The 19,773-nt window shown below is 61.5% G+C and carries 21 protein-coding genes; 8 read left to right on the top strand and 13 right to left on the bottom strand.

All coding sequences use genetic code 11. The features are described from left to right. Positions 1 to 2: 2 nt before the first annotated feature. Positions 3 to 416, bottom strand: a complete 414-nt coding sequence (locus BSY240_RS20590; protein WP_069043556.1) for a cupin domain-containing protein — start codon at positions 414 to 416, stop codon at positions 3 to 5. 124 nt (positions 417 to 540) lie between these two features. Here BSY240_RS20590 and BSY240_RS20585 point away from each other — a divergent pair, with 124 nt between their 5' ends. The 8 genes from BSY240_RS20585 to BSY240_RS20550 all read left to right on the top strand — a co-directional run bounded on the left by BSY240_RS20585 (position 541) and on the right by BSY240_RS20550 (position 10,266). Next, positions 541 to 1,329 carry an ABC transporter ATP-binding protein gene (locus tag BSY240_RS20585; RefSeq protein ID WP_054148384.1) on the top strand — a complete coding sequence of 263 codons (789 nt, stop codon included), beginning with the start codon at positions 541 to 543 and terminating at the stop codon, positions 1,327 to 1,329. Positions 1,330 to 1,353: 24 nt separating this feature from the next. Further along, positions 1,354 to 1,689, top strand: coding sequence for a hypothetical protein (locus BSY240_RS20580; protein ID WP_069043555.1), 336 nt, complete (start codon positions 1,354 to 1,356; stop codon positions 1,687 to 1,689). Beyond that, positions 1,689 to 2,576, top strand: a complete 888-nt coding sequence (locus tag BSY240_RS20575; protein WP_069043554.1) for an ABC transporter permease — start codon at positions 1,689 to 1,691, stop codon at positions 2,574 to 2,576. The genes BSY240_RS20580 and BSY240_RS20575 overlap by 1 nt, the downstream gene beginning before the upstream one ends. After that, complete coding sequence (locus BSY240_RS20570) at positions 2,573 to 3,439, top strand: ABC transporter permease (protein WP_069043553.1); 867 nt, start codon at positions 2,573 to 2,575, stop codon at positions 3,437 to 3,439. Before BSY240_RS20575 ends, BSY240_RS20570 begins: the two co-directional genes overlap by 4 nt. Before the next feature lie 29 nt (positions 3,440 to 3,468). Further along, complete coding sequence (locus tag BSY240_RS20565; protein WP_069043552.1) at positions 3,469 to 4,461, top strand: ABC transporter substrate-binding protein; 993 nt, start codon at positions 3,469 to 3,471, stop codon at positions 4,459 to 4,461. A 322-nt stretch (positions 4,462 to 4,783) separates the two neighbouring features. Beyond that, positions 4,784 to 5,968 carry an efflux RND transporter periplasmic adaptor subunit gene (locus tag BSY240_RS20560; protein ID WP_069043551.1) on the top strand — a complete coding sequence of 395 codons (1,185 nt, stop codon included), beginning with the start codon at positions 4,784 to 4,786 and terminating at the stop codon, positions 5,966 to 5,968. A 14-nt stretch (positions 5,969 to 5,982) separates the two neighbouring features. After that, positions 5,983 to 9,306 carry an efflux RND transporter permease subunit gene (locus BSY240_RS20555; RefSeq protein ID WP_069043550.1) on the top strand — a complete coding sequence of 1,108 codons (3,324 nt, stop codon included), beginning with the start codon at positions 5,983 to 5,985 and terminating at the stop codon, positions 9,304 to 9,306. Positions 9,307 to 9,582: 276 nt separating this feature from the next. Continuing rightward, complete coding sequence (locus tag BSY240_RS20550) at positions 9,583 to 10,266, top strand: Crp/Fnr family transcriptional regulator (RefSeq protein WP_054148531.1); 684 nt, start codon at positions 9,583 to 9,585, stop codon at positions 10,264 to 10,266. Positions 10,267 to 10,298: 32 nt separating this feature from the next. Here BSY240_RS20550 and ureG read toward each other — a convergent pair whose 3' ends face one another. The 12 genes from ureG to BSY240_RS20485 all read right to left on the bottom strand — a co-directional run bounded on the left by ureG (position 10,299) and on the right by BSY240_RS20485 (position 19,739). Next, a complete protein-coding gene (ureG, locus tag BSY240_RS20545; RefSeq protein WP_069043549.1) occupies positions 10,299 to 10,910 on the bottom strand; it encodes an urease accessory protein UreG in 612 nt (203 codons plus the stop codon). A gap of 28 nt (positions 10,911 to 10,938) precedes the next feature. Further along, positions 10,939 to 11,634, bottom strand: coding sequence for an urease accessory protein UreF (locus tag BSY240_RS20540; RefSeq protein ID WP_069043548.1), 696 nt, complete (start codon positions 11,632 to 11,634; stop codon positions 10,939 to 10,941). Further along, positions 11,618 to 12,097: an urease accessory protein UreE gene (gene ureE / locus BSY240_RS20535; RefSeq protein WP_054148376.1), complete on the bottom strand. Its 480-nt coding sequence runs from the start codon at positions 12,095 to 12,097 to the stop codon at positions 11,618 to 11,620. The genes BSY240_RS20540 and ureE overlap by 17 nt, the downstream gene beginning before the upstream one ends. Positions 12,098 to 12,162: 65 nt before the next feature. After that, positions 12,163 to 13,017 carry a GGDEF domain-containing protein gene (locus BSY240_RS20530; RefSeq protein WP_069043547.1) on the bottom strand — a complete coding sequence of 285 codons (855 nt, stop codon included), beginning with the start codon at positions 13,015 to 13,017 and terminating at the stop codon, positions 12,163 to 12,165. A gap of 177 nt (positions 13,018 to 13,194) precedes the next feature. Beyond that, complete coding sequence (locus BSY240_RS20525) at positions 13,195 to 13,878, bottom strand: TIGR02117 family protein (RefSeq protein ID WP_083229687.1); 684 nt, start codon at positions 13,876 to 13,878, stop codon at positions 13,195 to 13,197. Next, positions 13,878 to 15,590: an urease subunit alpha gene (gene ureC, locus BSY240_RS20520; protein ID WP_069043546.1), complete on the bottom strand. Its 1,713-nt coding sequence runs from the start codon at positions 15,588 to 15,590 to the stop codon at positions 13,878 to 13,880. The genes BSY240_RS20525 and ureC overlap by 1 nt, the downstream gene beginning before the upstream one ends. Positions 15,591 to 15,595: 5 nt before the next feature. Continuing rightward, entirely contained in the window at positions 15,596 to 16,246 is a 651-nt protein-coding gene (locus BSY240_RS20515; RefSeq protein ID WP_069043545.1) for a Urease operon accessory protein, read from the bottom strand. A 12-nt stretch (positions 16,247 to 16,258) separates the two neighbouring features. Then, entirely contained in the window at positions 16,259 to 16,675 is a 417-nt protein-coding gene (locus BSY240_RS20510) for a lysozyme inhibitor LprI family protein (protein WP_069043544.1), read from the bottom strand. 36 nt (positions 16,676 to 16,711) lie between these two features. Next, positions 16,712 to 17,017, bottom strand: a complete 306-nt coding sequence (locus BSY240_RS20505; RefSeq protein ID WP_069043543.1) for an urease subunit beta — start codon at positions 17,015 to 17,017, stop codon at positions 16,712 to 16,714. Positions 17,018 to 17,525: 508 nt separating this feature from the next. Then, a complete protein-coding gene (locus BSY240_RS20495; protein ID WP_006725821.1) occupies positions 17,526 to 17,828 on the bottom strand; it encodes an urease subunit gamma in 303 nt (100 codons plus the stop codon). 22 nt (positions 17,829 to 17,850) lie between these two features. Further along, the gene (locus BSY240_RS20490) at positions 17,851 to 18,669 is read right to left on the bottom strand and encodes an urease accessory protein UreD (RefSeq protein WP_069043541.1); all 819 of its coding nucleotides are present in this window, start codon (positions 18,667 to 18,669) and stop codon (positions 17,851 to 17,853) included. After that, positions 18,612 to 19,739 carry an alpha/beta hydrolase family esterase gene (locus BSY240_RS20485; protein WP_069043540.1) on the bottom strand — a complete coding sequence of 376 codons (1,128 nt, stop codon included), beginning with the start codon at positions 19,737 to 19,739 and terminating at the stop codon, positions 18,612 to 18,614. Before BSY240_RS20485 ends, BSY240_RS20490 begins: the two co-directional genes overlap by 58 nt. Positions 19,740 to 19,773: the final 34 nt, after the last annotated feature.

Below are 19,773 nucleotides of genomic sequence, written 5' to 3'. Positions count from 1 at the left end.
CGCTACACCTCGACCAAGCCATCCAGCTCCGGCAGCAGCACGACGCTTTCCTGCTCGTTCGGGTCGGTGCGCGCAATGATCGCCGTGCAGGGCGCGTTCGACAGGTTCGCCGGCAGATGCGGCACGCCGGCCGGAATGTAAAACAGCTCGCCCGCGTGAACCACCACATGGTTCTCCAGCCGGTCGCCATACCAGGTATGCGCCTGACCGGAGAGCATATAGATCGCCGTCTCGTGGCTCTCGTGCAGATGCGCCTTGGCGCGCGCGCCGGGCGGCATGGTCAGCACATGCATGCAGATGCCCTTGGCGCCGACCGTCTCGGCGGCAATGCCCTCGAAATAACTCAGTCCCTGCTTGCCCTCATAGGTATGGCCGGGCTTCACGATCCGGCAGGTGGGCTTTGCTGATGTGTCCATGGTCTGATCCTCATCCCTTCTGCGGCGAGGCCGCCCCTCCTTCTCCGCTGCTCCCGAGCGGCCGCATGTCAAAAGAATGCAAGAGGCAGGCTGCCTTTGCAACAAACCCGATTGGTCCTAGCGCATGAATGCACCCTACTCCGTTGTCTCGGCCAGGAACCTGAGCCTCACCTTCGAGACCAATGACGGCCCCGTCCACGCCCTGTCGAATGTCGATCTCGAGGTGAAGAAGGGCGATTTCGTCTCCTTCATCGGCCCCTCCGGCTGCGGCAAGACCACCTTCCTGCGCGTTATCGCCGATCTCGAAAAGCACACCGCCGGCGAGATCACGGTCAATGGCATGACACCGGAAGAAGCACGCAAGGCGCGCTCCTACGGCTATGTCTTCCAGGCAGCGGCCCTCTATCCCTGGCGCACGATCGAAAACAACATCGCGCTCCCGCTCGAAATCATGGGCTACAGTGCGGCAGAAAAGAAGAAGCGCATCGAACAGACGCTGGAACTGGTCAACCTCTCGGGCTTTGCCAAGAAATATCCCTGGCAGCTGTCAGGCGGGATGCAGCAGCGCGCCTCGATCGCCCGCGCGCTCGCCTTCGACGCCGACCTGCTCTTGATGGACGAACCCTTTGGCGCGCTCGACGAAATCGTCCGCGACCACCTGAACTCCGAGCTCCTGAAGCTCTGGGACCGCACCAACAAGACGATATGCTTCGTCACCCATTCGATCCCCGAGGCCGTCTACCTCTCGACCAAGATCGTCGTCATGAGCCCGCGGCCTGGCCGGGTTACCGATATCATCGAGTCGACGTTGCCCAAGGAACGCCCGCTCGACATCCGCGAGACACCGGAGTTTCTCGAGATCGCGCACCGGGTGCGCGAGGGCCTGAAGGCGGGGCACAGCTATGAGGAATAGTTCCGTGAATAAGGGGAACACCCCATGAACCCCACCTTCCTCCTCTGGCTCGGTGCTGCCATGGCGACCTTCCTGGGTGCCGCCGCCGTCAGCCGCGCCTATGTCGACAACGGCAAGCTCTGGGTACTCGTGGCCTCTCTCGCCCTCTACTGCGTCGGCAATCTGATGATGGTGAAACTAATGCGTGAGGGTGGCCTTGGCCTTGCGATCTCCGCGTCCGCCGTGGCCCAGCTGGTACTCATCAATGTCATCGCCTTTCTCCTCTTCGGTGAACGGCTGAGCGCAGTTCAGATGGCGGGCGTTGCGCTCGGTGTCGTCTCCATGGCCCTGATGCTCTTTCCTGCAAAAGGAGGCGCCTGATGACCTCGGCTCCTTCCGCCTTCCGAGATCGAATCCTGCCGGTCCTGACGGTCCTCCTGGCGATCCTCGTGATCTGGCATGTCTTCGTCGTCTATCTGAACGCGCCCTTCGTGCGCGACCAGGCGGCACGTGCCGGCGAGACGATAACCTTCTCCCAGATCGTCGAGCGAACCTTCGCGCAGGAGCGCCCGGTCCTGCCGGCTCCGCACCAGATCGTCGCCGAACTCTGGGATACGGTGTTCAACAAGTCCGTCACCTCCAAGCGCAGCCTCGTTTACCACGCCTGGATCACGCTTTCGGCGACGCTTGCCGGCTTTGCCATGGGCACCGTGCTTGGAATCGTACTTGCCATCGCCATCGTTCATAACAGGGCTATGGACAAGTCGCTGATGCCCTGGGTCATCGCCTCCCAGACGATCCCGATCCTCGCCATTGCGCCGATGATTATCGTCGTTCTGAATTCCATCGGCATCTCAGGCCTCATGCCCAAGGCGCTGATTTCCACCTATCTTTCCTTCTTCCCGATCGTCGTCGGCATGGTGAAGGGCCTGCGCAGTCCGGACATCCTGCTCCTCGACCTGATGCACACCTATAATGCCAGCCAGTCTCAGACCTTCTGGAAGCTCCGCTGGCCGGCGTCGATGCCCTACCTCTTCACCTCGCTGAAGGTGGCAATCGCCATTTCGCTGGTCGGAGCCATCGTCGGAGAGCTGCCGACAGGTGCCGTCGCCGGTCTCGGTGCCCGACTGCTGTCTGGTTCCTATTACGGCCAGACCATCCAGATCTGGGCAGCGCTCTTCATGGCGGCGGGGCTGGCTGCCCTGCTCGTCTCGATCGTCGGCATGGCCCACACACGGGTGCTGGCACGCATGGGGGTCAAGCCATGAACGGTTATCTCGTCTTCGCTATCCTCTTCTGGCTCGGCGCCTGGGGTCTCAACGAGTGGCTTGTCCGCCGCCGTCCAAAGGACCAGACGACGAAACGCGCGATCGGCCTGGCCGTACCCCTGATCTTCGGCGTGACCCTGCTGGTCATCTGGGAATGCATGGTGCGCGGCTTCGAGATCCCCTCGATCCTGCTCCCAGCCCCCTCGATGATCTGGGCCCGTATCCTCACCTCCACCCATATCCTCTGGGCGGATTTCCAGCAGACCTTCCTGAAGTCGGTGATAACAGGTTATGTCGCCGGCTGCGGCCTCGGCTTCCTCGTCGCGATCCTGATCGACCGCTCGCCCTTCCTGCAGAAGGGCCTGCTACCGATCGGCAATTTCGTGTCCGCACTCCCGGTTGTCGGCATCGCCCCGATCATGGTCATGTGGTTCGGCTTCGACTGGCAGTCCAAGGTCGCGGTCGTCGTCATCATGACCTTCTTCCCGATGCTGGTGAACACCGTGCAGGGACTGGCCGCCGCCAGCCATATGGAACGCGACCTGATGCACACCTATGCCGCTTCCTGGTGGCAGACGCTGGTGCGGCTCAGGCTTCCCGCCGCCTGGCCTTTCATCTTCAATGCGCTGAAGATCAATTCCACCCTCGCGCTGATCGGTGCGATCGTGGCAGAATTCTTCGGCACCCCGATTGTCGGCATGGGCTTCCGTATCTCGACAGAGGTCGGACGCTCGAATGTCGACATGGTCTGGGCCGAGATTGCGGTTGCCGCACTCGCCGGCTCGGTCTTCTACGGATTGGTGGCACTGGCAGAACGCCGGGTCACCTTCTGGCATCCGTCCGTCCGTGGTGGACGGGCGTGAACTGAACCAACAAAAAAGAGGGAACTGAAATGACTGTCAAACTCGCATCCATGCTGCTGGCTGCTGCGGTCTCGCTGACCGCCATGCAGGCCGCCGCTGCCGACAAGGTGACCCTCCAGCTGAAATGGGTAACCCAGGCCCAGTTCGCCGGCTATTACGTCGCCAAAGACAAGGGATTCTACGAAGAAGAAGGCCTCGACGTCGAAATCAAGCCGGGCGGCCCGGATATTGCTCCTCCGCAGGTACTGGCTGGCGGCGGCGCAGACGTGATCGTCGACTGGATGCCGTCGGCGCTCGCAACCCGCGAAAAGGGCGTTCCGCTCGTCAACATCGCCCAGCCCTTCAAGTCCTCGGGCATGATGCTGACCTGCCTCAAGGAAACCGGCATTACCAAGCCTGAGGATTTCAAGGGCAAGACGCTCGGCGTCTGGTTCTTCGGCAACGAATACCCGTTCCTGTCCTGGATGAGCACGCTCGGCATCAAGACCGACGGTTCGGAAGGTGGCGTCACCGTCCTGAAGCAGGGCTTCAACGTCGACCCGCTGCTCCAGAAGCAGGCCGCCTGCATCTCTACCATGACCTACAACGAATACTGGCAGGTCATCGACGCCGGCATCAAGCCGGAGGAGCTGGTGACCTTCAAGTATGAAGACGAAGGCGTGGCCACCCTCGAAGACGGCCTCTACGTGCTCGAAGACAAGCTTGCCGACCCAGCCTTCAAGGAAAAGATGGTCAAGTTTGTCCGCGCTTCGATGAAGGGCTGGAAGTATGCCGAGGAGAACTCCGACGAAGCGGCTGAAATCGTGCTCGAAAACGACGCTTCCGGCGCTCAGACCGAAGCCCATCAGAAGCGCATGATGAGCGAAGTCGCCAAGCTGACGGCCGGCTCCAACGGCGCGCTCGATCAGGCCGACTACGACCGCACGGTCAAGACCCTGCTCGGTGGCGGCTCGGATCCTGTCATCACCAAGGAACCGACCGGTGCCTTCACGACCGAGATCACCGACGCGGCCCTGAAATAGTCTTGGCGGACCACAGCGAATAAAGGACACGGGGAGCAATCCCCGTGTCTATTTGTAGGTTTTACTGATCAATTTCAGCGGCCGAAACTGGCAAATCGGCAACACCATCGTTCTATATTGAACTATTTTCACGCCCATATCGCAATTGGCCTTTAAGGCTCTTGCAAGGGGTTTTGCGATCCCCCACCTCTTCATCTGGGTTCAGATGCCGAAAAGTTGAAAACAGCGTATGAATGTCGGTAGCATCGACGCTGTGAGCCGATCCGGCTGACAAAACGTAATGCTCTGATAGTTGCTTTTATCATCCTCTGGGAAGGGTCTCATGTTTCGAAACGCGAGCGCGAAGTCCGTGCTGATGGCTGCCACTCTGTCATTGGCGGCCTCTGTTGCCATTGGCCAGGAACAGCCAGCAGCACCAGCGCAGAACCTTCCTGCCATCATCGTCACGACGGCTGAGAGCCGTGACCTCGTCGACAGGGTCGTCTCAACCGGCACGCTCCGCGCCGAGGAAGAGGTGCAGATCCAGCCTCAGGTTGAGGGTCTGCAGATCCAGTCCCTGAACGTCGATGTGGGCGACACGGTCCAGGCTGACGCGGTCGTCGCGAAACTGAGCGAAGACATTCTCCTGCTTCAGCGCAGCCAGTCTCTCGCCAACCGTGCGAAGGCAGAAGCCGCCCTTGCCCAGTATCAGGCGCAGCTGGTGGAAGCCGAAGCGAGCCTGAACGACGCCCAGCGCCAATTTGAACGTGCAACGCGCTTGGTCTCATCAGGTTCCGTATCAACGTCACAAAAAGAGCAGGCGGAAACAGCGCTCGCCAGCGCCACGGCCCGGGTCGAGACTGCCCGCCAGGCAATCACCGTGGCGGAAGCCGACATCAAGGTTGTCGACACCCAGATTGCAGACACCGACCTTCGGCTTGCCCGCACAGAGATCAAGTCGCCCGTCACAGGCACGATCTCCGTTCGCAATGCCCGGATCGGCGCCATCGCATCCGGCGCCGGTCAGCCGCTGTTCACGGTCATCCGCGATGGGCAGATCGAACTGGTGGCGGATGTCACGGAAAGTGATATCCTGCGCCTCAAGCCGGGCCAGAAGGCGGCCGTTGTGATTGCCGGCAGCACCGAACCCCTGACGGGTTCCGTGCGCCTGATCTCTCCGGTCGTTGATCCCGTCACCCGTTTGGGCGCGGTTCATATCGCACTCGACGACGATCTGGCCGCCCGGTCGGGCATGTATGGCAGTGCGGCGATCATTGTCAGCGAAGCAAAGGGGATCGCCCTTCCGCTGTCCGCGATCACCACCGAAGGCGGCAAGACGACGGTGCGCAAGGTTTCCGATGGCACCGTCCAGATGGTGGAGATCCGCACCGGCATTCAGGACGGCGCTTATGTCGAGGTGACCGAAGGCCTGAGCGAAGGGGACAAGGTGGTTGCCAAGGCGGGCGTCTTCGTCCGTGACGGCGACCGCATCAATCCCGTGGAAGAAACCAGCAGCGTTTCCAACTGAGAGGCGACGACGCCATGAACTTCTCCGCATGGTCCATCCGCAATCCGATTGCGCCGATCCTGGGCTTCTTCCTGCTGATGGTCGTCGGCATCCAGTCGTTTTATGCGCTGCCGATCACCCGCTTCCCGAACATCGACGTGCCGCTTGTGGCAATCACCGTGGGCCAGAGTGGTGCCTCCCCGGCTGAACTCGAAAGCCAGGTGACGAAGGAAGTCGAAGACGCGGTGGCCTCGATCACCGGCGTCGACGAAATCAATTCGACCGTCACCGACGGGATGTCCCAGACGGTCGTCATGTTCCGCATGGAAGTGCCCACCGAACAGGCGGTGCAGGACGTCAAGGACGCAATCGATCAGATCCGTGGCGATCTTCCGGCCTCCGTCGAGGAGCCGATCGTCACCAAGATCGACGTCGAGGGTCAGGCAATCCAGAGCTTCGCCGTCTCCTCGCCGAACATGAACCTTGCCGAACTTTCCTGGTTCGTCGATGACAGCGTCAAGCGCGCCCTGCAGGGCCAGCCCGGCATCGGTCGCGTCGACCGCTATGGCGGCGCCGATCGCGAGGTGCGCGTCGAGCTCGATCCCAACCGTCTCGATGCCCTGGGCGTCACCGCCTCCGACATATCGGGCCAGTTGAAGGGCACGAACGTCGATCTGGGCTCGGGCCGCGGCCAGGTGGCCGGCGCCGAGCAGTCGATCCGCACGCTCGGTGACAATCGCGACGTCGAGAGCCTTGCCAACACCACAATCGCGCTCCCCGGCGGCCGTTTCGTCAAGCTTTCCGACCTCGGTCGTGTCTACGACACGTACGAGGAACAGAGATCCTTCGCCCGTCACGACGGCAAGCCGGTCGTGTCCTTCGCCGTCTTCCGCGCCAAGGGGGCGAGTGAAGTGACGGTGGCAGAAACCGTGGCCGAGAGCCTCGCCACGGTTCGCGCCGAGAACCCGAACGTCCAGATCGAGATGATCGACGACTCGGTCTACTTCACCTACGGCAACTATGAAGCCGCGATGCATACCCTCGTCGAGGGTGCAATCCTCGCCGTCATCGTCGTTCTGCTCTTCCTGCGCAACTGGCGTGCAACACTGATCTCTGCCGTAGCACTGCCCCTCTCGGCCATCCCGACCTTCTGGGTCATGGACATGATGGGCTTCTCGCTGAACCTCGTGTCCTTCCTGGCGCTGACGCTGGCCACCGGCATTCTCGTCGACGACGCGATCGTCGAGGTGGAAAACATCGCCCGCCACATCAAGATGGGCAAGACGCCCTATCGCGCGGCCATCGAGGCGGCGGACGAAATCGGCCTCGCGGTCATCGCGACGACGTTTACGATCATCGCGGTCTTCGTGCCGGTGTCCTTCATGCCGGGCATCCCGGGCCAGTACTTCATCCAGTTCGGCCTGACGGTGGCCTTCTCCGTCTTCTTCTCGCTGCTTGTGGCGCGTCTCATCACGCCGATGATGGCCGCCTATCTCATGCGGCCGGAAGACGCGATGGACGACCATCACGATAACGACAGTCTGCCCCTCAAGATGTATACCAAGCTCGTGCGTTTCACGACGCGCCGCTGGTATTCGCGCCTTGGCACGCTGGCTGCTGCCATCGCCTTTCTGATCGGCTCGATCATGCTTCTCGCAGGCGTCCCCGGCAGCTTCATTCCGCCGGAAGATGCAGGCCGTATCGTGCTTTCCGTCGAGCTTCCGCCAAATGCGACGCTCGACGAAACAGAACGCAAGACGGACGAGATCTACGCGGCCATCCAGGACGTGCCCGATGTCGCCAGCATCTTCATCCTGGGCGGCTCCTCGCCGCGCGGCGATCTGGAGCTGCGCCGTGCCAGCGTGACGATGAACCTCGACCGGATCGAGCATTCGCTTGCCAAGACCCTCGTCAATGGCGGTCTCGGCAACATTCCGCTGATCGGCCAATATATGCCGAAGCTTCCCGAAAACGGCCGTATCCGTCCGCAATGGGATGTCGAGGAAGAGGTCTTCGCCAAGCTTGCCGGCATTCCGGATATCCGGGTCACCAAGCTCAATGACCGGGGTGAGCGCGACATCACCTTCAACTTTCTCTCCAAGAACGAGGAGGAGTTGAACCAGGCTGTCGGCATCCTCGAAGCCAAGCTTCGCCAGGTGCCGGAACTCGCCAATGTCAGCGCCGACGGCGCCCTGCCCCGTCCGGAGCTGCAGATCCGCCCTCGCGCCGATGAGGCAGCCCGCCTCGGCATCACCGCGCAGCAGATCGCCCAGACGGTTCGCGTCGCCACCATAGGCGACGTCGATGCAGCCCTGCCGAAGATCTCGCTCGACAACCGCCAGATCCCAATCCGCGTCCAGGCTTCACTGGACCTGCGCACGGATCTCGCCGCCATCCGGTCGCTGAAGGTGCGCACGGCAAGCGGCGCCACCGTTCCGCTCTCCAGCGTCGCCGACATCGACTACGCAGAAGGCGTCTCTTCGATCAAGCGCAACGACCGCAACCGTGTCGTCTCGATCGGTGCCGGCCTGCCTCAGGGTGTTGCACTCGATACCGCGACGGCCGCTTTCCGCACGACGGTCGAGAATGCCGAGATCCCCGCAAGCGTCCGTCTGGCCGAAAGCGGTGATGCCAAGATCCAGGCCGAGATGCAGCAGAGCTTCGTCAACGCCATGATCCTCGGCCTGCTGCTGGTGCTGACGGTGCTGATCCTGCTCTTCAAGGACGTGATCCAGCCCTTCACCATCCTGTTCTCGCTGCCGCTCGCAATCGGCGGCGTGGCGGTCGCGCTGATCATCACCAACAACGCGCTCTCCATGCCGGTCCTGATCGGCATCCTGATGCTGATGGGCATCGTGACGAAGAACGCCATCCTGCTCGTGGACTTCGCCATCGAAATGCGTCGTCAGGGCATGCACCGGCTTGAGGCCATGGTTGAAGCGGGCCGCAAGCGCGCCCGGCCGATCATCATGACCTCTATCGCCATGTCGGCGGGCATGTTGCCCTCGGCGCTCGGTGTCGGCGAAGGCGGCTCGTTCCGCGCGCCGATGGCGATCGCCGTCATCGGCGGCATCATCGTTTCGACGGTATTGAGCCTTGTGGTTGTGCCGGCCTTCTTCCTGATCCTCGACGACGTCTCCCGCCTCTTGGGCTGGATCTTCAGCCGTTTCGTCGGCAAGAAGGAAGAAGAGGAAGAGCCGTTGACACCGGAAGTCCTTTCCTTCCTGGCGCGTCAGAACGTTCAGGCGCTGGAAGCCATAGATCGCCGTGTCGCGGCTGTCGAACGCAGCCAGCCGGTTACGCGCAAGGGCGATGGCAACGGCAACGTCATCAACCTGCCGCCGCTCGCCGCAGAGTAGGACCGACGCTGGGTGATCACGAAAGGCCGGGCCCAGCGCCCGGCCTTTCGCGTTTTTGCAAGCCGCCGGATCAGATTAGACAAACCTGATTTGCCGTTGCGCGATTGATCGAAATCAATCGGATCTGCCCCCGCTCGCGATATTGTGACTACCAATGGAAAGGGCACGACCACCCGGACCTGCAGGCGGCGTGCACATCCCACGAGGCGGACTTGAGCACGACGACGGCAGCGGTGCATGCCCTGATACCGCGATGGATGGGGAGCCGTGAAGACCGTGAACAAGATCCTGAGACTGAACCCGCGCGACAAGAACACGCTATTGCGGACGTCGTTCTTGTCACAATTGGGCCCCACGGCGATGGCCTCGATGATGGAAATCGCCAACATCTCCACCTACGAGGCGCGCGAAGTCCTGTTCCGCGAAGGAGAGCCCGCCGACAGCTTCTACAGCGTGCTGAGCGGCTATGTGCGCCTTTACCGCCTGAACAAGGACGGTCGCGAAGCCGATATCCGAATCTGCGGTCCCGGAGATACCTTTGCCGAATGCCTGCTGGCGATCGGCGACAAGTATCTCTACAACGCCCAGGCGGCTGAAACGGTGACGCTCGCACGCTTCGACCTGCAGCGCGTCCGGGCACTCTCCGAACAGGAGAAGGATGTCGCAAAGGCGGTCATCCGCTGCCTCTCCGACCATCTGCGCACGACAATGGACTGCATTGCCAATGACCGCCTGCAGACCGCCCCGCAGCGCGTCGCGCATTATCTCCTGACCCATTGTGAAGCTGAGGGCGGCCCAGCCTCTATTCGCCTGCCCTTCCAGAAGAGCCTGCTCGCGGGCAAGCTCGGTCTGGCACCCGAAGCACTGTCACGAGCCTTCTCGACGCTCAAGCGCGTCGGCGTCGTGGTGCGCGGACGCACGATCCAGATCAGCGACGTCAACGCCCTCAGACAGATCTGAGGGCATCGGCACTCTGGCCCCTTGGCTTCTGCTCAGAGCCCCCCACTCTGCTGCAGGAAGCTGACGATCTGTTCGACACCGGCACCCCGCTTCAGATCGGTGAAGACGAAGGGGCGCTCAGAGCGCATCTTTCCAGCATCCCGCTCCATCACCTCGAGATCGACACCGACATGCGGCGCGAGATCCGTCTTGTTGATGATGAGCAGATCCGAGCGCGTGATGCCAGGTCCGCCCTTGCGCGGGATTTCCTCGCCCTGGCAGACCGAGATCACATAAAGGGTGATGTCGGCGAGGTCAGGGGAGAAAGTCGCCGCGAGATTGTCGCCGCCCGATTCGATGAAGACCACCTCGAGATCCGGGATGCGTGCATTGAGATCGGCAATGGCTTTCAGGTTGATCGAGGCATCCTCACGGATTGCCGTATGCGGACATCCCCCGGTTTCGACGCCGACGACGCGATCCGAACTCAGAGCCTGCATGCGGATCAACGCATCGGCATCCTCGCGCGTATAGATATCGTTGGTCACCACCGCGACCGAATAGTCGTCACGCATGGCCTTGCAGAGTTTTTCGGTGAGCGCCGTCTTGCCGGATCCGACAGGCCCGCCGATACCGACGCGGAGAGGACCATTCTTCGATTTCATCATCTTCGTCCTGTGTAAGCGCTTTCGCCTAGGATTGGAAAAGCCGTGAGTATTGCGTCTCGTGGCGCATGCTGAGCGTATCGGCGATGACGGTCGCCGATCCGAGATCGTCGAGACCGAGCTCGGAGTATCGGGAGGCGGCATCGAGAATGCGGCTTTCCGATGCAGCGAGGATCGCCACTCCGCGCGTCTGTCCGATCACGCCGAGGCGGATCGCGACCGAAACATATTGCGACACCTGCGCGTGCAGGAAGGCGGCAAGCGCGTCGGGTCGTCCGACCCCATGGGCTGACGCCACCGCACCAACGGCGACGCTGTAGGGCACAGGCCCCGCCAGGGCGTCGATCACGGGATGCGACCAGGCGGCAGCGGCCTTGACGAATGCCTCGCCAAGCCGGGTGATTTCAGCATGGCGCTCCGCGGACGCCGCCAACGCCGTCGCGAGTGCAATCAGATCGTTAAGCGCCCGGCCCTCGCTCTGGCAGCGATGCGCCTCGGAGAGCAGGATTGCATCATTGCGCAGCCCGCCGTCGCTCATCAGCATCTGAAGCCAGGCCTCGACCGCGTCACCATCAACGACATGCCTCTCCACCACAGCGCTCTCAAAGCCCGCAGAATAGGAGAACCCGCCAACCGGAAAGGCCGGTGACAGCCAGGCCATCAGACGCAGAAGCGCCTGGCGACCACCAAGGCCACCGGCGCCCAACTCAGCCGTGGCCGGCATCGTGGTGCCCCCCGTGGGAACCGTGGCTACCATGCGCATGATAAGCCCCGCGCACCGGCTGGAACGGCTCGACCACCTCACTGACCTCGGCCCCGAGCCCGGCCAGCATGTCGCGGATGACGTGATCGCGTTGGATCAGAATACGGTCGGCCTCGATCTGGGCCGCCAGATGCCGGTTGCCGAGATGCCAGGCAAGTTCGATCAGATGCAGAGTATCGCGCGCGCGGATCTCGAACAGCCGTTCCTCCGCCGCCTGGATCTCGATGGTCGTGCCATCGTCGAGCACGAGCCGATCTCCATGATGGAACAGCACAGGTTCCTTAAGGTCGAGCATGACCATCTCGCCATTGTCGAGATGCAAGAGCTTGCGCCGCAGATGGCGCCCGTCATGGGGAAGCACAACGACCCCATCAGGCGCATCGGTGATAAAACCGGCGGATTTGAAAGACGTTGCACGCTGCATGAAAACTCCGGCATGGCTGTTTTTTGAACCATGCACAGGAATAAGGCAGACAGCAAGATCGTTCTTCAGACCCGGCGTCCGATGGCCGCAAAAAGCTGAGCATCATCAGGGGCATGATCGGCGGAAAAAGCCTCCACAAGGGCGAGCGAATTTTCGTGGAAAACGCAATCCCGTCCACTTTCCTTGGCAAGGTATAACGCCTTGTCTGCCCAGGCATAGACGCTTTCGGGCCGCTTGCCGGGCGTAAATTCGGCAACGCCGGCGGAGACTGTGACGTGAAGTTCCGTGTCCTGGAACAGGATTGTTTCGGCCGCCACACGACGTCTCGCCTGCTCGACAAGGGCGAGCCTTTCGGCAACGCTGCCGCCCCTGATGATGACGCCGAATTCCTCCCCGCCGAGGCGGGCGACGAGATGCGCTTCGCCAAAGACCTCCTTCAACAGCGAGGAGATGGACTGGATGACGCGATCCCCCGTCTGATGGCCGTAGCGATCATTGATCGTCTTGAACCGGTCGATATCGATGATCGCGAGGGAAGCATCCCAATCAATGGCGAGTGACGCCTCGTTGAAGGCACGGCGGTTGGCGAGACCGGACAGTGTGTCGGTGCGGCTGAGGCGCTCGAACTTTCGCCGCGACAGCAGAAGTTCACGCAGCACATGGCCGGCGACGAAAGCACAGGCAGCCGAAAGCACGCCGCCGAACAGCCAGGAAAAGGCCACCATCAACCGCATCGTCTGGTCGATCGGAGTGGCGACGACGTTGAGGACATAAAGGAGCGGCAGCAAGACGAGGCCTGCCAGACTGGTCACGATCACCGCTCGGAAACCAACCGACAGGGCAAAGCGACGGACCGCGCCGGCGCTGTCCAGCGCCCCCACATCGACCTGCCGCCAAAGCCATTTGCTGCCGCGACTCAACCGCCCGCTCCTTCATGAAGATGCGTACTGGATTAGGCAGTGTCGCTTCCTCAATCCCTAATCGAATCGCTAAAATGCGATCGATCGCCGCATTGACCTCGGAAGCACCTAAAATGGACGACAATGTCATCCTATGACGCGCGGTCAGGCGGTGATGGCAAGATCGATGTCGGGGTCTCAGGCATCGTGGTGAAGATCGATGGAAAGATCGAGCAATTGCGGCAAGGGCGTCCACCAGCCCGTACGCACCCCACCTGCCCGCAACATCGCAGCCGTCCAGGTGTTGCATCCGAGGAAGGCGTTGAACGCGCCCTTTGCCTCGAAGAAGGCGTCGTCGAAACCATAGGCCGTACCGGGAATGGCAACCGGCGAACCGCCGTCACGCACGAAGCTCGCACGGATCGCCGCGATCATCCGGCCACGCCCCTCTTGCGTCACCGCGAGCGGGCGCACCGTGGGATGGGCAGGATCGATCGGACCGGCAACCGAGACATGCAGCACGGAGCGATCGATGGTCAGCGCCTTCAGGACCGGCAGCGGCCGGATATCGCCCCAGGTCGGCGTTTCGATGTAGAAGGACCGCCCACCCCAGCCGATGATCAGATACTCGACACCGGGCATGTCGACCGGCAGGCCGGAGGGAGCGAGATCGGCAAAGGCCGCCCGCACCTCGTCATCGACTGGCAGCGCGATGTCCGTGTGGATGGGATTGGCGAGCAGCAGGATCTGCGTTCCGTCGCCCACGGATGCCTCCGCAGGCGAGGCCAGCGGACGGGGCACGAACACGCCCATTGAAAGCGCAACAAGAAGGGCGACCATCAGGCCGCCCATCCATTTCGTCACCTTAATGGCAAAGCGCATCAGAACAGGAAATACCGCTGCGCCATCGGCAGCTTCGTTGCCGGCTCGCAAGTCAACAACTCACCATCAGCGCGCACTTCATAGGTTTCCGGATCCACTTCCACATGCGGCGTCAAGTCGTTGTGGATCATCGACTTCTTCGAGATACCGCCACGGGTATTTTTCACCGCGACAAGCTGTTTGGCGACGCCGAGACGGTTGCCGAGTCCGGCATCGATGGCGGCCTGGCTGACGAAGGTGACGGAAGTGTTTGTGCGCGCCTTGCCATAGGCGCCGAACATAGGCCGGTAATGCACCGGCTGCGGCGTCGGGATCGAGGCATTCGGATCGCCCATCGGAGCGGCCGCAATCATGCCCCCCATCAGGATCATGTCAGGCTTCACGCCGAAGAAGGCCGGGTTCCAGATGACGAGATCGGCGCGCTTGCCGACTTCGACCGATCCGATTTCATGGCTCACACCATGGGCGATCGCCGGGTTGATCGTGTATTTCGCGATATAACGCTTGGCGCGCATGTTGTCATTGTCGCCGGTTTCCGATGGAAGTGCGCCGCGCTGGCGCTTCATCTTGTCGGCCGTCTGCCAGGTGCGGATGATCACTTCGCCGACGCGGCCCATGGCCTGGCTGTCGGACGAGATGATCGAGAAGGCACCGATGTCATGCAAGATGTCTTCGGCCGCGATCGTTTCCTTGCGGATGCGGCTTTCGGCAAAGGCGATGTCTTCCGGGATCGACGACGACAGGTGATGGCAGACCATCAGCATGTCCAGATGCTCGGCGATCGTATTTACCGTGTAGGGGCGCGTCGGATTGGTCGACGACGGGATGACGTTCATCTGGCCGCAGATCTTGATGATATCAGGCGCATGGCCGCCGCCCGCCCCTTCCGTGTGGAAGGCGTGGATCGTGCGGCCACGGATGGCGTTGACAGTATCCTCGACAAAGCCGCTCTCGTTCAGCGTGTCCGTATGGATCATCACCTGGACATCGTACTGGTCGGCAACCGAGAGGCAGCAATCGATGGCGCCAGGCGTCGTGCCCCAGTCCTCATGCAGCTTGAGCGAGGTAGCACCTCCCAGCACCATTTCCTCAAGCGCACCCGGCAGCGACGCATTGCCCTTGCCGGCAAAGGCGAGGTTCATCGGGAAGGCATCGGCGGCCTCGATCATCCGCGCGATATGCCAGGGGCCGGGCGTGCAGGTGGTGGCAAGCGTGCCATGTGCCGGCCCCGTGCCGCCGCCCAGCATGCAGGTGAGGCCGGACATCAGCGCCTCCTCGATCTGCTGCGGGCAGATGAAGTGGATATGCGCATCCATGCCACCGGCGGTGATGATCTTGCCTTCGCCCGCGATCGCTTCGGTGCCCGGACCGACGATTATGTTGACGCCCGGCTGCGTATCCGGATTGCCGGCCTTGCCGATCGCGACGATGCGGCCGTCCTTGAGGCCGATATCCGCCTTCACGATGCCCCAGTGGTCGAGGATCAGCGCATTGGTGATGACGGTATCGACGGCGCCATCCGCCCGCGTCACCTGGCTCTGGCCCATGCCGTCACGGATGACCTTGCCGCCGCCAAACTTCACCTCTTCACCATAGGTGGTGAAATCCTTCTCCACCTCGATGAACAGTTCCGTATCTGCAAGACGCACCTTGTCGCCCGTGGTCGGACCGAACATCGAAGCATAGGCGGCGCGGGACATCTTGTAGGACATGGGCGTCAGGTTCCTTGGGAGAGGGAGGAAGCAAAGAGAGGTTGCAGCCGCATCACCCGGCCGCTGGCGATGTAACGGTCAACGAGGCGGCGCTCTGCCTCGAAGGGATGACCGTCCCAGCCGCTATGACCGAAGCCGGCGAGAATGATCGTATCCTCGGCATGTTCGGGATCGGTGAGCAGCGCCTGGATCACCACCATGCCGCTTGACGGCACGACATAGGGTTCGGCATCAAGCGCAAGCAATTCTGCATCGAGGGCTGTGTGCACATCGCCATGGACGATCCTGTGCTGTTTGCCATTGGCGGTCGCAAAGGTGGCGAAACCGTCGGTGTAGTCATCACAGAAGTCGTCGAGCTCGGGATGGCTGATCGCCAGCTGCGGCTTGAGTTCGGCGAATTTATCGGGATCGCGGACGGACCAGATCTCTGCGGTCCGTTGCACGGCTTCGCTCTCGCGCCACGCCGGATCGGCCAGCATTTGAGCCCCGGGACGGCCAGTGTTGCAGACAGCGATGATATCGGTCTTGCGTCCTGCCGCACCGAAATTCCGGCTGCCATTGAAGCGGATCAGCAGATCGGCCGAATCGATGAGAGGCGCTGCCCCCGCATCAACAGGTCCATTGCCGACGATCATGATCTGTCTCGCCTGAGCCATCGCGTCACACCCTCAAAAGAGCCCGACCAGCGATTTCAGCTCCTCGGTGCGGCGCGTCGTCAGCTCCGCAAGGCAGGACGAAATCACCAATGGCTGCATGGAACCACCTTCGACCGAGTAACCTTCGACATCACAGGCCGCGTCGCGATAGGCGAGCCAGGCACGCTGCGAAGCCAGAAGCCGCTTGGCTGCTCCATTGTCGTCCGAGGGTGGCGTCGCCTTGTCCCATGCGAGCATGGCGGCGCGCGTCTCGGCCCATTGGGCATTCATCGCGGCATCGGCTTTTCGATAGTCCTCGGCCGCACACTGGTTCATGTCGGCCTGGGTCTGGGCATTGTTGCAATCGACGTCCCGCACGTCCTCACCCGAGGCCGGCGCGTCTTGCAGCAATACGCAACCGCACAGCATCAGGATCACGCTCCAGTTCATCGCTCGCCCCATGACCTAGCCCCGGCCTCGCGCATCTCAGAGACTGCCCATGACCTGCTGGCGGAAACCGTAGACTTCGCGTTTGCCCGAGAGCGGGATCAGCGTGACCTGACGCGTCTGCCCGGGTTCGAAGCGCACGGCAGTCCCTGCCGGAATGTCGAGCCGCATGCCGCGCGCCTTGTCACGCTCGAAGAGCAGCCCGGCATTGGTCTCGAAGAAGTGGTAGTGACTGCCGACCTGCACCGGGCGATCGCCGCTGTTGGAGACCTCAAGCGTCACGGTCGGATGTCCGGCATTCAGTTCGATTTCGCCAGCGGCGGCAATGATTTCACCGGGGATCATAGGGTTTCTCCGTATATCGAGCACAACTGGAACGCGAAGTTAAGCAACGTAATTAACGCGCCACCACCCCAGTATACGTGCCTCCAAAGCCGATGATTAATCTGTTTTTCCGCAATGTACTGTCCATAGTATTTAACAAATCCAGGAATCTGAGTGCCACCATGAAAAAAAGGTTCTATAAAATCACGGATATAATCATCGTGCTTCACAATTGCATCCATGATTAATTTATACCTCACCCATCCATAAAGGAAAAAAAGAAAAACAAATAAACTAATTAATAACAACTGATAATTTTGACCCGAATTTATGGAAATATCTACGGATACAGACTGCCCAGACTTCAGATCTCCGAATAGCATAAACCCGTAAAACGAGACAAATCCGCTCAGGGAAAATATCTCAATCCGGGTGACCTCGGCAGACAGACCTTCCAGCCGAGACCTTATATACTTCAACTCCTCGATGAGATACTGAGCTGTCTCGACTGAAGTCGCCCCCATCTATATCACCGAATAGGTTCGTGAACGGTGACGAGTTTCGTACCGTCGGGGAACGTCGCCTCGATCTGCACGTCGTGGATCATCTCGGCGATGCCTTCCATCACCTGGTCGCGGGTGATGACATGCGCGCCCGCCTCCATCAGATCGGCGACGGCGCGACCGTCGCGCGCCCCTTCGACGACGAAATCGGTGATCAGCGCAATCGCTTCCGGATAGTTGAGCTTCACGCCCCGTTCGAGCCGGCGACGCGCGACCATGGCGGCCATCGCGATCAGCAGTTTGTCCTTTTCCCGCGGCGTCAGATTCATGCGTGCTCCAATGGCGTGATCGTCAGAGATTCCAGACTTTTGGCACAGACGCGCCCCCGCGCAAGGCCGAAATGACGGGCAACAGGATTTTTCTCAAGGCAAAACCGTCGGAGGCAGCCACACGGGCAACAAGCTTGCCTTGCCAATGACTTACGCCGCCCATTTCTTCACCGATCTGCTCACGAATTGGGCGGATCAGCGCTTCGGCACGCGGGCTGACGAAGATGAGAGTCGCAAAGGCCACGCGTCCGGCAAGTACCGCCGGGGACGCCACAAGGTTAGCGACATCCCCCTCGAGCTTCAGCTCTTCGGCATGCAAAAGCTGACCTCCGCGGCGGATCCGCCAGCGGTCGCGAACCAGACCCGCATTCATCGCCTCCCCCATGGCCTTGCGCCCGAGCAGGATCGCCTCGACGGCCAAGAATTCGGCATCCTCGGCGAGGTCGACCTCCAGCCGGCGCGTCAGCGAGGCGTTGTCGAAGAGAATGCTTTCCTGTGGCAGCCAATGCATTTTGGCGCCCTCGCCCACCTCGATCCGCGTGGTGATCTGGCCGGTACCGGCAGAGGCCTTGTAGATCTTCTCACAGGCCTGCGTGGTCGCGGTGAGGAAACATCCCGGACCGGCGCGAAAGCTCCAGTCGAACTGGTCGCCACCAGTAATACCGCCCGCAGTGTTGATCGTCACCGCTTCGAGCTCGTCGGTGAAACTCTCAGGAAGGCGGATCTTGGCCGCCCCTTCCTGATAAAGCTCGGCGATGCGCGTACGCCCGCCGAGCGACTTTGTCACAAGTCGTCCGACACCGACGGCGCGTTGCTGTCTGGTTTGCTTGTTCGCGTGCACCGTGTCCCCTGCCCGCCATCGCTGATCGCGGCGGTTTTCTGTTTGTCGCTGCAGGCAGCGTCGACTGCGACTGTCGCAATCATCTCGCCGCCCGAGGCCTTGAAGAACTCCCACATTCTGTCGGTCGCATCAACCTCGCGGATCGCCTTGTCGCCGTTAGAAGCGAGACGGAAGCGCACCGTGCGGGCCGGCCAGGCGTGGTCAGCACTGGCAATCACATAGGAGACAACGCTGGTGCCTGCACGACAGCCGGCATAGGTCGCCACGTCGGCATTCTCACCGGTCTCGAGAGAGGCCCGCGTATCGCAGCCGTTGAGTTCGGCCCAGCGGTTGAGCGCCACTTCGCCGCCATACCGCCAATAGGCCCGGCCACCGCCTTCGAATGGATTGACGTGATCCTTCTTGCCGGAAAACGCGATGATCGACACCGGCCGGCTCGGCTGGCAGCTTTCCCGCCGCGGCTGCCAGACACCGTTTTCCTCGACGGGTGTACCGGCGCGCAGGCCCATGACGAAGCCGGCCGCGGCAAATTCGCGGAAGCCGTTGCAGATATATTGCGACAGCATGCGCCCGCCGCCGGAATAACCCGAGGCGTAAACCTTGGTGGCATCAATGCAGAGCTTTTCTTTTGCGATCTTCAGCGCCTCACGAATGGCGGCGGACTCATCCGCGCCCTCACCTGCCGTGACACCGGGCACGTTCCAGGCATAGGTGTTCGGCAATCCACCCTTCAGGCTGCCGGCCAGCGCCATGACCACGAAGCCCTCGCGCTCGGCAACCTCGTTCCAGTGGCTGCGGCCGAGCTGGACCTTCGGATTGCTGTTGGAGCCGTGGAAATCGAGAACCAGCGGGACCTTCTTCTTGCCTGTATAGCTCGACGGAATGACATAGATTGCCTCGCGCTCCACACCACCGGACTGAAAGCTGAGGCTGTAGTGGCCGGGCTGGACGGGTTCGCCACACCCCGCCGCCTGGGCAGCGGCGCTGGAAAGACCAAAGAAAAAGAGCCCCGCGACCACGCGCGAAATACCGCGTGCCCGCACGAGTGGGAAAACCGTGCTGGTTGTCATGGATGTGCCTTCTGTTCGAAGATGCGCGTTCAAT

The sequence above is a fragment of the Agrobacterium sp. RAC06 genome (assembly GCF_001713475.1).
In the GTDB taxonomy this organism is placed as follows: Bacteria; Pseudomonadota; Alphaproteobacteria; order Rhizobiales; family Rhizobiaceae; genus Allorhizobium.
Note: the sequence above shows the minus strand (reverse complement) of the source record. Positions and strands in the feature narration are given on the sequence as shown.

Bases quoted from the DNA above. Each gene is read 5' to 3' on its own strand.
- BSY240_RS20590 (WP_069043556.1), bottom strand. From the start codon at position 416: ATGGACACATCAGCAAAGCCCACCTGCCGGATCGTGAAGCCCGGCCAT.
- BSY240_RS20585 (WP_054148384.1), top strand. From the start codon at position 541: ATGAATGCACCCTACTCCGTTGTCTCGGCCAGGAACCTGAGCCTCACC.
- BSY240_RS20580 (WP_069043555.1), top strand. From the start codon at position 1,354: ATGAACCCCACCTTCCTCCTCTGGCTCGGTGCTGCCATGGCGACCTTC.
- BSY240_RS20575 (WP_069043554.1), top strand. From the start codon at position 1,689: ATGACCTCGGCTCCTTCCGCCTTCCGAGATCGAATCCTGCCGGTCCTG.
- BSY240_RS20570 (WP_069043553.1), top strand. From the start codon at position 2,573: ATGAACGGTTATCTCGTCTTCGCTATCCTCTTCTGGCTCGGCGCCTGG.
- BSY240_RS20565 (WP_069043552.1), top strand. From the start codon at position 3,469: ATGACTGTCAAACTCGCATCCATGCTGCTGGCTGCTGCGGTCTCGCTG.
- BSY240_RS20560 (WP_069043551.1), top strand. From the start codon at position 4,784: ATGTTTCGAAACGCGAGCGCGAAGTCCGTGCTGATGGCTGCCACTCTG.
- BSY240_RS20555 (WP_069043550.1), top strand. From the start codon at position 5,983: ATGAACTTCTCCGCATGGTCCATCCGCAATCCGATTGCGCCGATCCTG.
- ureG (WP_069043549.1), bottom strand. From the start codon at position 10,910: ATGAAATCGAAGAATGGTCCTCTCCGCGTCGGTATCGGCGGGCCTGTC.
- BSY240_RS20540 (WP_069043548.1), bottom strand. From the start codon at position 11,634: ATGCCGGCCACGGCTGAGTTGGGCGCCGGTGGCCTTGGTGGTCGCCAG.
- ureE (WP_054148376.1), bottom strand. From the start codon at position 12,097: ATGCAGCGTGCAACGTCTTTCAAATCCGCCGGTTTTATCACCGATGCG.
- BSY240_RS20525 (WP_083229687.1), bottom strand. From the start codon at position 13,878: ATGCGCTTTGCCATTAAGGTGACGAAATGGATGGGCGGCCTGATGGTC.
- ureC (WP_069043546.1), bottom strand. From the start codon at position 15,590: ATGTCCTACAAGATGTCCCGCGCCGCCTATGCTTCGATGTTCGGTCCG.
- BSY240_RS20515 (WP_069043545.1), bottom strand. From the start codon at position 16,246: ATGGCTCAGGCGAGACAGATCATGATCGTCGGCAATGGACCTGTTGAT.
- BSY240_RS20510 (WP_069043544.1), bottom strand. From the start codon at position 16,675: ATGAACTGGAGCGTGATCCTGATGCTGTGCGGTTGCGTATTGCTGCAA.
- BSY240_RS20505 (WP_069043543.1), bottom strand. From the start codon at position 17,017: ATGATCCCCGGTGAAATCATTGCCGCCGCTGGCGAAATCGAACTGAAT.
- BSY240_RS20495 (WP_006725821.1), bottom strand. From the start codon at position 17,828: ATGAATCTGACGCCGCGGGAAAAGGACAAACTGCTGATCGCGATGGCC.
- BSY240_RS20485 (WP_069043540.1), bottom strand. From the start codon at position 19,739: ATGACAACCAGCACGGTTTTCCCACTCGTGCGGGCACGCGGTATTTCG.